Genomic DNA, 13,269 nt, shown 5'->3' with positions numbered 1-13,269 from the left:
GGGTATTTCGGAGGGGTCCCGCCCCTTATGTTGCACAGCACACAAGCGGGTTGCGCGGCGGTCCGCTCATTTCATGTGCAGGCGCATTTTCCGGGCAGCCGGCGGAACGGGACGATCAGGCGCCCTCTTCCGCCACGAAACCCTTCCAGCCGCTCATATAGGCAATGAAGACCTCGCCCAGCCCTTCATCGCGCAAATGCCCGGCGGTAACGGGCAGGGCCGGAGACACATAAGAGGGATCGGCCAGCACACGGCGCGGGAAGTCGTGGCGCAGGATCGCGGCCCGGCCGATCACAGCGAAGTCGCATCCGTTTGCGATCACCTGAACGGCATCGGTCGCGCTCATGATCTTGCCCGCCGCGCCGAGGCGGACATCCCCGCGCGGCAGCTCGGTGAAATAGCTCATCAGCGAGCGGCCCTGGAAAGCCTCCTCGACCGGTTCCTTGAAGACATCCCAGAGCGACATGTCGAGATAGTCGATCTTTCCCTGCCGCAGGATTTCGGCGGCCACGTCGCGCACTTCCGCGAGCTTCAGGCCGAAGCGTTCGGGAGACAGCCGCAATCCGACCTGAAAGTCCGGATGGCAGGCGGCGCGGATACCATCGATCACTTCCATGACGAGGCGCGCGCGGTTTTCCAGCGACCCGCCATATTCGTCGTCACGGCGGTTGAGTTCGGGGGACAGGAACTGCGCCAGCAGGTAGCCATGCGCGCCGTGAATTTCCACACCGTCGAAACCGGCCTTCTCGGCGCGCTGCGCGGCCCGGATAAAAGCATCGCGGGCCGCTTCGACTTCCGCGCCCGTCATGGCGCGGGCGCCGGTATCGGCGTCCTCGGAAGGGCCCACAATGTCGGAGACGATACCCTTCGCCGCACGAATGCCCGCATGATGCAACTGCACGGACGATACCGACCCGTCCGCGGCGATCTTTCCGGCAAGCTTCGTCAGCCCTTCCAGATGCTCGTCACCGAACACGCCGAGCTGACCGGGAAAGCCCTGTCCCTGCGCCTGCACATGGGCGGCGCATGTCATGGTCAGGCCGAAGCCGCCTTCCGCGCGCATGGTGAGCCAGCGGAATTCATCCTCCGACAGCGTCCCGTCCGCATGGCTTTGCTGGTTCGTCAGCGGCGCCAGCATGAAGCGGTTCTTCCAGGCGGGGCCATGCGCAAGGGAAAGCGGCTCGGCAAGCTTTGCTGTGGTCATGATGGCGGTCTCTGATTTTCGGCGAAAGAAGAAAGGCGCGGCCCCGCATGCGCGGGCCGGTGCCGGATGGAAGCCGCCCGCTCTATTTATGTCAAGCACACAGACCTGTCGCGCCGGCGGCATTTCGACAAAGCCGGATCACGCAGGGGGCGCCTGCCGCTGCGTCAAGGGGCAGGTGTGTATGGCAAAGGCGTCCGCAAGGCCCCACATGCAATGGACCGGGCCACATGCCCGACAATAGAATTGCCGAAAAGGTCGGAGAGGAGACGATCATGTCGGAAAGCAGAACCACCGTCCGCCAGGACTATACCCGCTCGAACGCGGAACTCGCCGCGCAATGGAAGATCGACGTCAACAGGGATCCCTACTCCATTCCGGTCGAGGATCTGGACCCGGCGCATGACGATCTCTTCGGCGCCAACACGGTTCTTCCCTATTTCGAAAGGCTGAGGGAGGAGGATCCGGTCCACCTCTCCGAGAACGGCCCATACGGGCGCTACTGGTCGATCACCAAATATGAAGACATCATGTATGTCGACACGCATCACCAGATCTTCTCGTCAGATATACGCAATGGCGGCATTCGTCTCGGCGGCCTGCCCATCGAAGGCGAGCCGGACCCTCTCACCTATCTGCCCATGTTCATCATGGAAGACCCGCCCAAGCATGACGAGCAGCGCAAGATCGTGCAGCCCATGTTCACCAGCGACAGCCTCTCCCAGCTAGAGGACCTCATCCGCATGCGGGCGGGGCACATTCTGGACAACCTGCCGCGCAACGAGGAATTCAACTGGGTAAGGCAGGTGTCGGTGGAACTGACAGGCCGCACGCTCGCCACGCTTTTCGACGTGCCGCAGGAAGACCGGCACAAGCTCATCCACTGGTCGGACACGGTGGAGCGGCTGGGCGATCCGGAATATTTCGAGACGCCGGAAGAAGGTTTCAAGGAGCTCTGGAACTGCTGGGAATATTTCGACGCCGTGTGGAAGGAACGCGCGGCGCGCGAGGAACCGGGCTCCGATCTCATCTCGATGCTGGTGCATGGCGAGTCGACCAAGAACATGCCGCCCAACGAATATCTCGGCAACATGCTGCTGCTGATCGTCGGCGGCAACGACACGACGCGCAATTCCATCACCGGCGGCGTTCTCGCGCTCAACCAGTTTCCGGAGCAGTACAAGAAGCTCTCCGACAATCCGGACATCATTCCCAACATGGTGTCGGAGATCATTCGCTGGCAGAGCCCGGTCGCCCATATGTGCCGCACCGCGCTCGAGGACACGGAAATTCGCGGCAAGAAGATCAAGAAATGGGACAAGGTTGCGATGTGGTACGTGTCGGGCAACCGGGACGAAGAAAAGATCCCGCGCGCGAACGAATTCCGGATCGACCGCGAAGGCGCACGCCACCACCTCTCCTTCGGTTTCGGCATTCACCGTTGCGTCGGCAACCGGCTCGGCGAGATGCAGCTTCGCATTCTCTGGGAAGAGATCATGAAGCGCTTCAAGAATGTGGAGGTCGTGGGCGATCCGAAATATCTGCGCTCCAACTTCATCCGCGGCATTACCGAACTGCCGGTGATGCTGCGCGAGTGAGGGCGGGCGGGCTTCGACCCGCTTCTATCGCTGAAAGATGAAGAAGAGGAAGGCGATAAAGACCAGGACGTGCACCGCGCCCTGAAGCAGGTTCGTACGACCGCTCGAAAAGGTGATGACGCTTACCGCCAGCATGAGCACGAGGATGATCGTGTCGCTCGGCTCCAGCCCCAGAACCAGGTCGAACCCCGCCCAATATGCCACCGCCAACATGGCCGGCACGGTCAGGCCGATTGTGGCCAGCACCGAGCCCAGGAAGATGTTCACCGAGCGCTGCAACTGGTTACGAAGCGCCGCCTTCACCCCGCCTATCGCCTCCGGCGTTGCGACCAGCGTCGCCATGACGACGCCGCCGATGGCCACAGGGGCATGGAGGGTTTCGATCACATAATCGACCGGCACGGCAAGCTGCTCGACCAGGAAAACGACGGGCACCATATAGGCGAGCATCAGGAGCGCATGCGGCAGGATGCCGGTTCCTTCCGTCTCATGCGCTTCCTCCCCGCCAATATCGGCATGGGAAAAATAGGCGCGGTGTCGTCCGGTCTGGATCAGCAGGAATATGCCGTAAAGGCCGGTGGCCATGATGCCCAGCATGATCATCTGGCCGAGGGAGTAGGTTCCGCCCTCCGTCGTTTGGGTGAAATCGGGCAGGATCAGGCTGAAGACCGCCAGCGGCACGATGACGCCCAGATAGGCGTTCGCTCCCTGAAGGTTGAAACTCTGTTCGTGATGCCGCAAAGCGCCGAGCAAGAGGGAGAGACCGACCATGCCGCCCATCACGATCATGACGACCGAAAACAGCGTATCGCGCACCAGAGTCGGATTGGCGCCACCATGCATCATGATCGCGGTGATGCTCATGACTTCGATCAAGGCGATGGAAACCGTCAGCACCAATGTGCCATAGGGCTCGCCCAGCCGTTCGGACAGCGCTTCGGCATGGCGGACGACGCCGACCGCCGCGCCGAGCACGACGGCAAAAAGCCAGGCAAAGAGCAGCCCGAGCCAGACCCCGTTCGACAGCCCCTGAAAGATCCGCTCGCCGAAGAAGAGAAAAACGAGGCTCGTGACAATCGCCACACCCAGCATCCATTCGCGCCGGATCGGCGTCAGGCGCCCGCCCGCGGGCGTCTCTCTGCCCGCCGCTTCGTGCCCAAAAACAGGCTCTTCCATCATGCCCCCGGTCAGGCCGGCTGGTCGGCGGCATCCGCCCCGGCAGTGAAATTATCCGTTCCCAGATAGTTCGTATAAGAGGGAAATGCGAAATCGGAACCGTTATCGTGCACGATCCCCATTACGCGCAGGAGCAGCTCTTCCCGGATCTTCAGAAAGGTTCCCCAATCCGCGCTGCGCACCATTCCACGAACTTCCAGATCGAGAGAATAATCGCCCAGTTCCTTCAGGCAGACGCGAACCGTGTCGGGATCGATGCGCTCGTCGGTGCGCAGCATCTCCGCGACCTTGTCGATGATGTCGGAAAGCTGTTCGCGCGTTGTTTCATAGCGCAGCCTGATCTCGGTATTGATCAGGTTCGCATCGCGGCGCGTGTAGTTCGTGATCGACATCTGTGAGAATTCCGAGTTCTGCACCGTCACCAGCGTCCGGTCCAGCCCGCGCACCTTGGTAGAGCGCAGGCCAATCTCCTCCACCGTGCCGACCATGCTGCCGAATTTGCAGAAATCGCCGACCTTTACCGGACGATCCGCATAGAGGATGATACCGCCGATGAAATTTTCCAGCGTCGGGCGGACGGCAAGCGCAAGCGCGAGACCGCCAACACCCAGACTTGCGATGATGCCGTATAGCGGGACGCCCATTCGCGCCACGGCCAAGGCAATCACATAGCTCGCAACCAGAATGCCGAGCACGCGCAGTATGAGGCGGATGAGACTGGCGTCGAGACTTTCCTTGCGTACACGCGGCATGGACACGATCATCGCCGCCACTGCATTGAAGCTGAGCACGATGACGACGGCCACGGCAATCGCCTGAAGAGCCAGCACGACGAGTTGCAGAGCGGCCAGAAAATCGCCCGTCAAATTGACGAAGTCGTCATTCAGCCAGAGATACAATTCCAGCAGGCCCGTGATCAGAAGAGGCGCGATCATACGCTCCAGCGAACGGACGACCGGATTGACCGGCTGGACACGCCGCCCCTCCCAGCGCAACAGCACAAACACGGCAAGGGCGAGGAGCACGGTCATGAACGCAAATGCCATCCATTGCCAGACCGCCTGCTCATTGAAACTCGACCGCATCCAGTCCGGCAGCTCCAGCACGTAGCGGTAGAACTCCACCGGCATGGAAAGGCCCGGCCCCAGAACGAAATCCTGATAGAAGTCCATCGCTCCGCCGGAGCGTTCGGGCATATCGCGGACAAGCGCGTAAAACTCCGGCAAGCGCCGTACCGTGTCTTCCGAGAAGAGATAATCGGGACTGCCATCCGCCCCCTCGACGCGGACCATCCTTATTTCGGTGCCCGGAAGAACCCAACCATGATCGGCCTTGCCGGCGGCCACCTCCGCCCTGCCGGGGATAGCGGCTAGGTCCGGTTCGGGGAGGCGGTCCAGAATTTCCTTGAGGAGAAGAACCGAGCTGATCCCCACCGAGCGGCGGCTGGCGGGCGCCACGGATGACAGGTCGAGCGTGGTCGTGGCCTTCATCAGAGCGGCCAGCGCCTGCTTCTTCAGCGCGGAGACTTCCTCGGTATCGAAAATGGCATTGTTCTCCTCCGCCCGTTCGATGGCCGCCAGAAGGGATTTTTCCACATCGTCGGTGAGCCGGGTAAAGCTCGAAAAGGTCTGACGGGGAGAGGCATTGGGCAAAGGCGAGAGCGGCGAGGCCGCTACCGGATCGCTCTCCGCCGCGCTTTGCTGCGCCATCGCGGCGGATGCCGAAACACCTGACAGGAAGGCGGCAGACAGGAAGAGGACGGAGAGTGCGCGGGCCGCCTTCAGGCGAAGCAAATGACGCATCGTATTTTCAGCCCATGGCCGCTGTTTCGACTATGGCCAGCCTAGGAGGATCGTAGTTAACAGCGCCTTTACCGGATCGGACGCGGCCGGCGCACGGCACCCCGGTCGCATCCGGACTTGCCAATGAGAAGCGGCCGGACTATAAATGACCGACCAGTCGGTCATAAATGAGTGAACCCATGGCCCGTATCGTCGATCGCGACGCCAAGCGTCAGAAAATTCTGGAAGCCGCCTCCGCCTGTTTTGCCCGGGAGGGCTATGATTCCACCTCCATGGAGGCGGTCGCCGCCGCCGCCGGGATCAGCAAGGGCTCGCTCTACGACTATTTCAAGAACAAGGAAGATCTCTTCTTCGGCGTTTTCGAGTGGTTTCAGCAGCTCATCATGGTTTCGGCCATGGAGCGCATGGGCGACTACAAAGACGCGCGTGAACGCATCATGGCCTTCGCCGACGCCTCCATCGGCGCTTTGCTGGAGCATCTGGCGCTCTACCCTGTCTCGCTGGAAGTCTGGGCGGCCGCCGCCAAGCCGGCTACGCGCGACCGCTTTTCCGACGCGATGAAAAATCTCTACGCCTCCTACCGGGCGGAGCTTGCCGGTCTCATTCGAGAGGCGCAGGCGGAAGGCGCGATCCGGCAGGATATCGATGTCGAGGCGACCGCCGGCATGCTGATCGGCGCCGTGGACAATCTCGCCCTCCACTACTGGCTGGACAGGAGCTTCGACCCGCAAGCCTGGTGCCGCGCCTTTCTTGGCTCCCTGTTCGACGGCATCGGCACCGACACGAGGAAAGCACAATGATCCGGAAAGCCGTTTTCGTCCTTCTGGTCGCCGCCGCCATGACCGCCCCCGCGGCCGCCGACACGACCGCCCCGGACCCCGATGCGCTTTTGCGCGCCGCCTTCGACAACTGGCGGGCCGACAGTTCGCAGACCGACATGACCATGACAGTGCACCGGCCCGACTGGGAGCGGTCCATGGAAATGAAGACATGGACGCAAGGCGACGACGACGCATTGGTACGTTTCACGGCACCCGCCAAGGACGCGGGCAATGCCACGCTCAAAAAGGGCGATGAGACCTGGGTTTTCAATCCCAAACTCAATCAGGTCATCAAGCTGCCGGCTTCCATGCTGGCGCAATCCTGGATGGGGTCGGACTTCTCCTATAACGACCTGTCCAAGGCCAACGACCTTCTGACCAAATACACGCACAAGCTGACCGGTTCGACCAAGGACGGACCGCACACGGTCTATTCCATCGACGCCACCCCCAAACCCGGCGCGCCCGTCGTATGGGGCAAGCGGACGGTCAGGGTCCGCGACGACGGCATCATGCTGGGCGAGACCTATTACGACCAGGACATGAAGCCGGTGCGGGTCATGACGACGGAGAAGGTTTCCACGGTCGGCGGCCGCGACTACCCCGTCGTGATGACCATGCGCCCGGAAAACCAGGACGGCAAATGGACCCGCATCGAAACGAAGACCGCGACGTTCAACGGTTCCATGCCCGGCTATCTCTTCACGCTCTCCAACCTGCAAAATCCGAGGAACTGATTTCATGCTCGTCGGGCTTGCATGGCGGAATATCTGGCGGCAGCCGCATCGAACCGCGCTGAGCCTGGGTTCGATCGCGATTGCAGGCACCATCACCGTGTTCCTGCTGGCGCTGCAGCAGGGCGCCTATGGTACGATGAAGGAAAGCGTGCTGAAGCTCATGGACGGCTTCGCGCAATTGCAACCGCCCGGCTATGCAGACGATCCGGATATTCGCAAATCGATTCCTGACTATGGCCCGCTGATCGCCGATCTGGTCGCTCTCCCGGGTGTAACCGCCGCCACGCCGCGCGCGGCGAGCTATGCGATCCTCTCCAACGGCCCGCAAAGCTATGGCGCGGCGATCATCGGCATCGACCCGGCAAGCGAGGCGAAGGTTTCCAATCTCGGCTCCACCGTCACCGCGGGCCGCTATCTCCAGCCCGGCGACGAAAACGCGGTGGTAGTCGGCGCAGGCCTTGCCCGCAATCTCAAACTCAAACCCGGCGACAGCCTGACCATGCTGGGCTCGGCACAGGACGGCTCCATCGCCGCCAACATCCTCAAGGTCGCAGGCATCTTCTCCACCGGCTCCCCCGATCTCGACCGTCAGGTGGTGGAAATGCCGCTGGCCCGCTTCCAACAGGATTTTGCAATGAGCGGCAGCGTCAACCTGATCGCCGTCAGCGGCGAAAGGCTCTCCGACATCAATGCCGCGATCCCCTCGCTCGCGCGGATCGCCCGCAAACACGATCTCGTGGCGCGGGACTGGACCCAACTTCAGCCGGCGCTTCACGATGCGATCCTTCTCGACGGCAGTTTCTCCGCGCTGCTCTATGTGAGCCTGGTCATCATCGTCGTTTTCATCATTCTCAACACGCTGCTGATGTCGGTCCTGGAGCGTACCCGCGAGTTCGGCATGCTGATGGCGATCGGCATGAAGCCGCGGCAGATCGGACGCATGGTCTGGCTCGAACTCCTGTTTCTCGCCGGCACCGGCGCGGTCATCGGCATCGCCGCCGGCTCGGCGATCACCGCATGGGCGACAAGGCAGGGCATTCCCTTTCCCGGCGCGGAAGCGCTGTTTTCCCAATGGAACATGCCTTCCACGCTTTATCCGCAACTCAGCCTGCTGAGCGCAACGGCGGGTCCGCTCGCCATTCTGGTTTCCGTCGCGATTGCCGGTCTCATTCCCTATGCCCGCGTCAGGCGCCTTGAACCCGTCACCGCGATGAGGTCTGCATGATGGACCGGCTCCGCCTTCTCCTGCCGCTCGCCTGGCGCAATCTCTGGCGCAATCCGCGGCGCACGATCATCACCGTGCTTGTGGTCAGTGTCGGGCTCTGGTCCATCCTCACCTTCTCGGTGCTGCTCAAGGCATGGTCCGTATCGAGCCGCGACACGACGCTGAAACTGATGACCGGCGAAGGGCAGATCCACGCCACGGGCTATCTGGACGATCCCACGGTCGCCCATCGCACGGCGCAGCCGGGCGGCGAACTTGAAAGCATTCTCGCCTCGCCCGCCGTCACGGCCTATACGCAGCGGCTGCGTGTCGCCGCCATCGTGCAGAGCGAATACAAGACCCTGCCCATGACGCTGGTCGGCACCGATCCCGCGCGGGAGCGCCGCCTGTCCGTGCTGCCGGACCGGGTGGGCGACGGGCGCTATCTCGACGGACCGGCGGATACGGGCATCGTGCTCGGGCGAAACCTCGCCCGCCGCCTGAAGACGCGCATCGGCAAGCGCGTGGTCGTGATGGCGCAGGACGAGAACGGCAAACTCGCCGAGCGCGCCTTTCAGGTCGTCGGACTCTACGCGGCCCCGCAACAGACCGAAGACCAGTTCGCTTTCACAGGCCTCAAAACCGCGCAGGCCTTGACCGGCATCGGCACCGACATCACCGAGATCGCCTTCGTGACGCCTGATGATCGCGACATTGCCGATGTCCTCGCGCGAATGAAAGCGTCGTCGCCCGGCCTCGACATTCAAAGCTGGAAAACGCTGGCACCGCTTTCCTATGCGGTCAGCACCTTCTTCAACGAATTCATTCTGATGTGGCTCTGGATCATGTTCGCGCTGATGGCCATTGGCATCGTCAACACGCAGCTCATGGCCGTCTTCGAGCGCATCCGCGAATTCGGCCTGTTGCAGGCGCTCGGCATGCGGCCGCGCCTGGTGCTGATGGAAGTCACGCTCGAATCCGCCATGCTGATCGGCGTGGGGGTCGGCATGGGCATCGCGTTGTCCGTGCTGTCGGTTCAGGCCTTTCCCAACGGGATCGATCTCGGCTTTCTGGGGCGGGGCGCGGAACTGGTCGGCGCGGGCCACATTCTTTACCCGAAGGTCGATGCGGGCGATTTCGTACTTTACAGCCTGATTGTCTGGACGCTTGGCGTGGTCGCCACGCTCTGGCCCGCGCGCCGCGCCTCGCGGGTGAGCCCCGTCGAAGCCATGGGACGCTTTTAGGAAAGAGGGAAAGAGCCATGACCGCCATCGTCGACTGCAAGGGCATCACCAAGCATTACCGTCAGGGCTCGATAGACGTGCCGGCGCTGCGCGGCGTCGACCTTGCCATCGAACAGGGCGACTTCGCCTCGCTGGCCGGTCCGTCCGGGTCGGGCAAGACGACGCTTCTCAATATCGTCGGCGGGCTCGACCGCCCCACAGACGGGACGATCAGCATTGACGGGCAGGATCTCACAGCGCTCGACAATGAGGACCTCGCCGACCTTCGCCTGCGCAAGATCGGCTTCGTCTTCCAGGCCTATAATCTCATTCCCGTTCTCTCGGCTGTGGAGAATGTCGAATTCACGCTGCAGCTCATGGATGTTCCGGCGGCGGAGCGGCGGGAGCGCGCAAAGGAGATGCTTCAACAGGTCGGGCTGGAGAGCATGGAGAACCGGCGTCCGTCTCGCCTTTCCGGCGGCCAGCAGCAGCGCGTCGCCGTGGCGCGCGCATTGGCGAGCCGTCCGTCCATCGTGCTGGCCGACGAGCCCACCGCCAATCTCGACACCCAGACGGCGGAAGACCTCATCGCATTGATGTCCCGGCTCAACGAACGTTATGGCGTCACATTCCTGATGGCGACGCATGACGACCGCGTCATCTCGCGCACGCGCCGCCATATCGTCATTGCAGACGGCCGCGTCGCTTCGGACGAACGCCGCACACTCGAGATGGCAGGCTGAGCCAATATGAACCCCCGCGGCCTCATTCTCCTTGCCTCCTTGCTTGCGCTCCAGGCCGCGCCCGGCCACGCCGCGCCGGTGCATGGCCGGCTGGAACTGCAGGATGTGTTTGCGCATGAGAGCGACCGAAGCGTTTCCGCCCTGCTGGGCCAGCGCGACCGCAACGATGTGCTCGGCAATCTGCGGGTGACCTGGGAACCGCGCCGGGGCTCATGGCGCTTCGCTTTCCAGTATCAGCTCGGTGCCGTCACCGGCGACACGCCGCTCCTTGCCGCGCGGCAAAAAGCGCTTGCCCTGTTTCCCGACGCGCCGCCGCGGACGTGGTGGGATCTGACCGACACCACCATCGACGGGAACAGCTTCACGCTCACGCAACGCATAGACCGGCTGTCCATCGGCTATACCGGGGCGCATATCGTCATGCGCGCGGGCCGGCAGGCCCTGACATGGGGGTCCGGTCTTGTCTTTCACCCGATGGACCTGTTCGACCCGTTCTCGCCCGATGCGACGGATACGGAATACAAGCCGGGCGCGGACATGCTCTATACGCAATATCTCTTCGACGACGGATCGGACCTGCAATTCGTCGCCGTGCCCCGTCCGCCGCGAAGGGGCGACGATCCGACGCTCGATGCCAGTTCCTTCGCGCTTTTGTTCCACACCGCCCTCGGGCCGTGGCGCACCAGCTTTCTGGCCGCGCAGGATCATGGCGATACCGTCGCGGCGTTGGGTGTGAGCGGCGCGCTCGGCGGTGCCACATGGAACGCGGAACTTGTACCGACCCATGTGAATGACGACCGGACCTATGTCTCCGCGCTGGCGAATATCAGCGATGCCTTCACCCTCGCCGGGCGCGACGCCACCGCGTTTGCCGAATATTACCGCAACGGCTTCGGGCTCGACGACCGGCACTATTCGGTCACCGGCCTGCCCGCCCCGCTCACCGACCGTCTGCTGCGCGGGCAGGTGTTCAATACGGGCCGCGACTATCTTTCGCTCGGCGGTACGCTGCAATGGACGCCGCTTCTGGAGATCGCGCCGACGCTGATCGCCAATCTCAACGATGGCAGCTTTTACGCGCTCGGCGAAGCGACATGGTCGCTTGAGGACAATCTTAACCTCATTGCCGGGGCGCAGCTTCCCATCGGCCCGGCCGACACCGAATTCGGCGGACTGCCGGTCACCGGCGCCGGCGCACCCTATGCCGAGCAGCCGACACGGGTCTATCTGCAGCTCCGACGCTATTTCTGAGCCCGGTACACCGGGGCCTGTTGCGGACGATACCCGTCGCCCGTCGTTCTCACCTTGGCGGCATGCGGATGGCGCCGTCGAGGCGGACCGTCTCGCCGTTGAAATAGCCGTTGCGCAGCATGGTGAGTGCAAGGTCGGCATATTCCGACGGATCGCCCAGGCGCGGCGGAAAGGGAACCGACGCGGCGAGGTTATCGAAAATCTGCGGTGCGCGGTCCTTCACGCCCAGCATGGGCGGCGTCGCCATGATGCCGGGGAGGATCGTGTTGATCCGGATGCCTTCGCGCGAGAGGTCACGCGCTATCGTCAGCGTCATCCCCTTGATCGCCGCCTTGGCCGCGGAATAGGCCACCTGCCCGATCTGCCCGTCCTCGGCTGCGACGGAGCCTGTATTCACGATGGCTCCGCGCTCGCCGTTTTCCAGCGGGTCGAGCGTCGCCATGCCAGCTGCGCTCTTCACGATGCAGCGAAAGGTGCCGACGGTGTTGAGACCCAGCACATACTCGAAGTCGGAAATCTTGAAGGGAATGATTTCACCGGTCTTCTTGTCACGCGCGATGGTCTTGCCGCCGCGCCCGCCGCCGGCGCAATTCACGAGAATACGCTCCTGCCCGTTGGCGGTGCGCGCTTTGGCGAAGGCGGCATCGACAGCTTCTTCGTCCATCACATTGACCTCGCAGAAAAGAGCCCCGAGGTCCTTCGCCACCCTCTCGCCGTTTTCCTTGTTGAGATCGAAAATGGCGACCCTCACGCCCTTCTCGCGCAGCGCCGTCACGGTGGCCTTGCCGAGACCGGATGCGCCACCGGTTACGACAGCGGATACGGATTCATCGAGTTTCATGAGTGCTCCTCCCTAGCGCTTCTTCTTGTTCTGTGCATTTCAGTCCGGCTCGACGCCGTCTTGCGCCGTCAGCATGACGCGTTTTCCGATTTGCGCCAATCCGACCGTCGTCCCCCTCGCCCGACCCTACGGCAGGCTCGCCAGAGCGCCTCTTCATGGGCTACATATCTGTCCATTCGTCTCACCCAACGATCAAAACCGTCTCTCAGAAAGGCGGTCAGGAGAACAAAATGTCTGCATTGGAGTCGTCCGCCGAGGACGGGCTGGGTCACAGCCTTGGTTTTGTCCGCATTATCGAAATGACGCCGGAAGGACGGGCCCGCATCGAGTATGAGGCGGGGCCGCATATGTGCCATTCGGGCGGCGTCGTCCAGGGCGGGTTCGTGACCGGCTGGATCGACGCGGCCATGGCGCATGCCTGTATCGGCATGGTGGGCGACGGCATCGTGCCGATGTCGCTGGAACTCAAGGTCAGCTTCTTTGCGCCCGCGCGCCCGGGCCGGGTGATCGCTGAAGGCTGGGTGGAACGCAAGGGACGTCGCACCTGCTTTTTCGAGGGCCGCCTCGTCGATACCGAAGGCAATATCCTCGCCAAGGCCAGTTCGACGCTGATGCTGATGCCCCGCGACAAGGTGGAAGCGGCATCGAAATCGGCACTTGGCGGAAGCTGAC

Annotated in this window: 12 protein-coding genes; 8 read left to right on the top strand and 4 right to left on the bottom strand. The window is 62.8% G+C overall.

All coding sequences use genetic code 11. The features are described 5' to 3' along the window. Positions 1-115 precede the first annotated feature (115 nt). Positions 116-1,204, bottom strand: a complete 1,089-nt coding sequence (locus FHS78_RS04770; RefSeq protein WP_167090991.1) for an NADH:flavin oxidoreductase — start codon at positions 1,202-1,204, stop codon at positions 116-118. 272 nt (positions 1,205-1,476) lie between these two features. Between FHS78_RS04770 and FHS78_RS04765 the strand changes: the two genes are divergently transcribed. Continuing rightward, positions 1,477-2,799, top strand: a complete 1,323-nt coding sequence (locus tag FHS78_RS04765; RefSeq protein ID WP_167090988.1) for a cytochrome P450 — start codon at positions 1,477-1,479, stop codon at positions 2,797-2,799. A gap of 24 nt (positions 2,800-2,823) precedes the next feature. On the opposite strand, the gene FHS78_RS04760 is transcribed toward FHS78_RS04765, so the two are convergent. Continuing rightward, the gene (locus FHS78_RS04760; RefSeq protein ID WP_246220360.1) at positions 2,824-3,891 is read right to left on the bottom strand and encodes a calcium:cation antiporter; all 1,068 of its coding nucleotides are present in this window, start codon (positions 3,889-3,891) and stop codon (positions 2,824-2,826) included. A 95-nt stretch (positions 3,892-3,986) separates the two neighbouring features. Then, a complete protein-coding gene (locus tag FHS78_RS04755; protein WP_167090985.1) occupies positions 3,987-5,777 on the bottom strand; it encodes a mechanosensitive ion channel family protein in 1,791 nt (596 codons plus the stop codon). Positions 5,778-5,956: 179 nt separating this feature from the next. Between FHS78_RS04755 and FHS78_RS04750 the strand changes: the two genes are divergently transcribed. The 6 genes from FHS78_RS04750 to FHS78_RS04725 are packed head-to-tail and all read left to right on the top strand — an operon-like array spanning position 5,957 to position 11,756. After that, positions 5,957-6,577: a TetR/AcrR family transcriptional regulator gene (locus tag FHS78_RS04750; protein ID WP_167090982.1), complete on the top strand. Its 621-nt coding sequence runs from the start codon at positions 5,957-5,959 to the stop codon at positions 6,575-6,577. Next, positions 6,574-7,335, top strand: a complete 762-nt coding sequence (locus FHS78_RS04745) for an outer membrane lipoprotein-sorting protein (protein ID WP_167090979.1) — start codon at positions 6,574-6,576, stop codon at positions 7,333-7,335. The genes FHS78_RS04750 and FHS78_RS04745 overlap by 4 nt, the downstream gene beginning before the upstream one ends. Before the next feature lie 4 nt (positions 7,336-7,339). Further along, positions 7,340-8,560, top strand: a complete 1,221-nt coding sequence (locus tag FHS78_RS04740; RefSeq protein ID WP_167090976.1) for an ABC transporter permease — start codon at positions 7,340-7,342, stop codon at positions 8,558-8,560. Then, a complete protein-coding gene (locus FHS78_RS04735; RefSeq protein ID WP_167090973.1) occupies positions 8,557-9,783 on the top strand; it encodes an ABC transporter permease in 1,227 nt (408 codons plus the stop codon). Before FHS78_RS04740 ends, FHS78_RS04735 begins: the two co-directional genes overlap by 4 nt. Before the next feature lie 17 nt (positions 9,784-9,800). Further along, positions 9,801-10,505 carry an ABC transporter ATP-binding protein gene (locus tag FHS78_RS04730; protein WP_167090970.1) on the top strand — a complete coding sequence of 235 codons (705 nt, stop codon included), beginning with the start codon at positions 9,801-9,803 and terminating at the stop codon, positions 10,503-10,505. Between the two features lie 6 nt (positions 10,506-10,511). Continuing rightward, positions 10,512-11,756 carry a hypothetical protein gene (locus FHS78_RS04725; protein ID WP_167090967.1) on the top strand — a complete coding sequence of 415 codons (1,245 nt, stop codon included), beginning with the start codon at positions 10,512-10,514 and terminating at the stop codon, positions 11,754-11,756. Between the two features lie 49 nt (positions 11,757-11,805). On the opposite strand, the gene FHS78_RS04720 is transcribed toward FHS78_RS04725, so the two are convergent. After that, the gene (locus tag FHS78_RS04720; RefSeq protein ID WP_167090964.1) at positions 11,806-12,597 is read right to left on the bottom strand and encodes an SDR family NAD(P)-dependent oxidoreductase; all 792 of its coding nucleotides are present in this window, start codon (positions 12,595-12,597) and stop codon (positions 11,806-11,808) included. A gap of 230 nt (positions 12,598-12,827) precedes the next feature. Here FHS78_RS04720 and FHS78_RS04715 point away from each other — a divergent pair, with 230 nt between their 5' ends. Then, positions 12,828-13,268 (top strand): PaaI family thioesterase, encoded by a 441-nt coding sequence (locus FHS78_RS04715; RefSeq protein ID WP_167090961.1) that lies wholly within the window; start codon positions 12,828-12,830, stop codon positions 13,266-13,268. Position 13,269 lies beyond the last annotated feature (1 nt).

The organism is Parvibaculum indicum (assembly GCF_011762095.1).
Lineage (GTDB): Bacteria > Pseudomonadota > Alphaproteobacteria > Parvibaculales > Parvibaculaceae > Parvibaculum > Parvibaculum indicum.
The sequence above is the reverse complement of the archived record's forward strand: the minus strand, read 5'-3'. Positions and strand labels throughout refer to the sequence as shown.

Coding starts and splice junctions, on each gene's coding strand:
- FHS78_RS04770 (WP_167090991.1), bottom strand. CDS start 1,204: ATGACCACAGCAAAGCTTGCCGAGCCGCTTTCCCTTGCGCATGGCCCC.
- FHS78_RS04765 (WP_167090988.1), top strand. CDS start 1,477: ATGTCGGAAAGCAGAACCACCGTCCGCCAGGACTATACCCGCTCGAAC.
- FHS78_RS04760 (WP_246220360.1), bottom strand. CDS start 3,891: ATGCTGGGTGTGGCGATTGTCACGAGCCTCGTTTTTCTCTTCTTCGGC.
- FHS78_RS04755 (WP_167090985.1), bottom strand. CDS start 5,777: ATGCGTCATTTGCTTCGCCTGAAGGCGGCCCGCGCACTCTCCGTCCTC.
- FHS78_RS04750 (WP_167090982.1), top strand. CDS start 5,957: ATGGCCCGTATCGTCGATCGCGACGCCAAGCGTCAGAAAATTCTGGAA.
- FHS78_RS04745 (WP_167090979.1), top strand. CDS start 6,574: ATGATCCGGAAAGCCGTTTTCGTCCTTCTGGTCGCCGCCGCCATGACC.
- FHS78_RS04740 (WP_167090976.1), top strand. CDS start 7,340: ATGCTCGTCGGGCTTGCATGGCGGAATATCTGGCGGCAGCCGCATCGA.
- FHS78_RS04735 (WP_167090973.1), top strand. CDS start 8,557: ATGATGGACCGGCTCCGCCTTCTCCTGCCGCTCGCCTGGCGCAATCTC.
- FHS78_RS04730 (WP_167090970.1), top strand. CDS start 9,801: ATGACCGCCATCGTCGACTGCAAGGGCATCACCAAGCATTACCGTCAG.
- FHS78_RS04725 (WP_167090967.1), top strand. CDS start 10,512: ATGAACCCCCGCGGCCTCATTCTCCTTGCCTCCTTGCTTGCGCTCCAG.
- FHS78_RS04720 (WP_167090964.1), bottom strand. CDS start 12,597: ATGAAACTCGATGAATCCGTATCCGCTGTCGTAACCGGTGGCGCATCC.
- FHS78_RS04715 (WP_167090961.1), top strand. CDS start 12,828: ATGTCTGCATTGGAGTCGTCCGCCGAGGACGGGCTGGGTCACAGCCTT.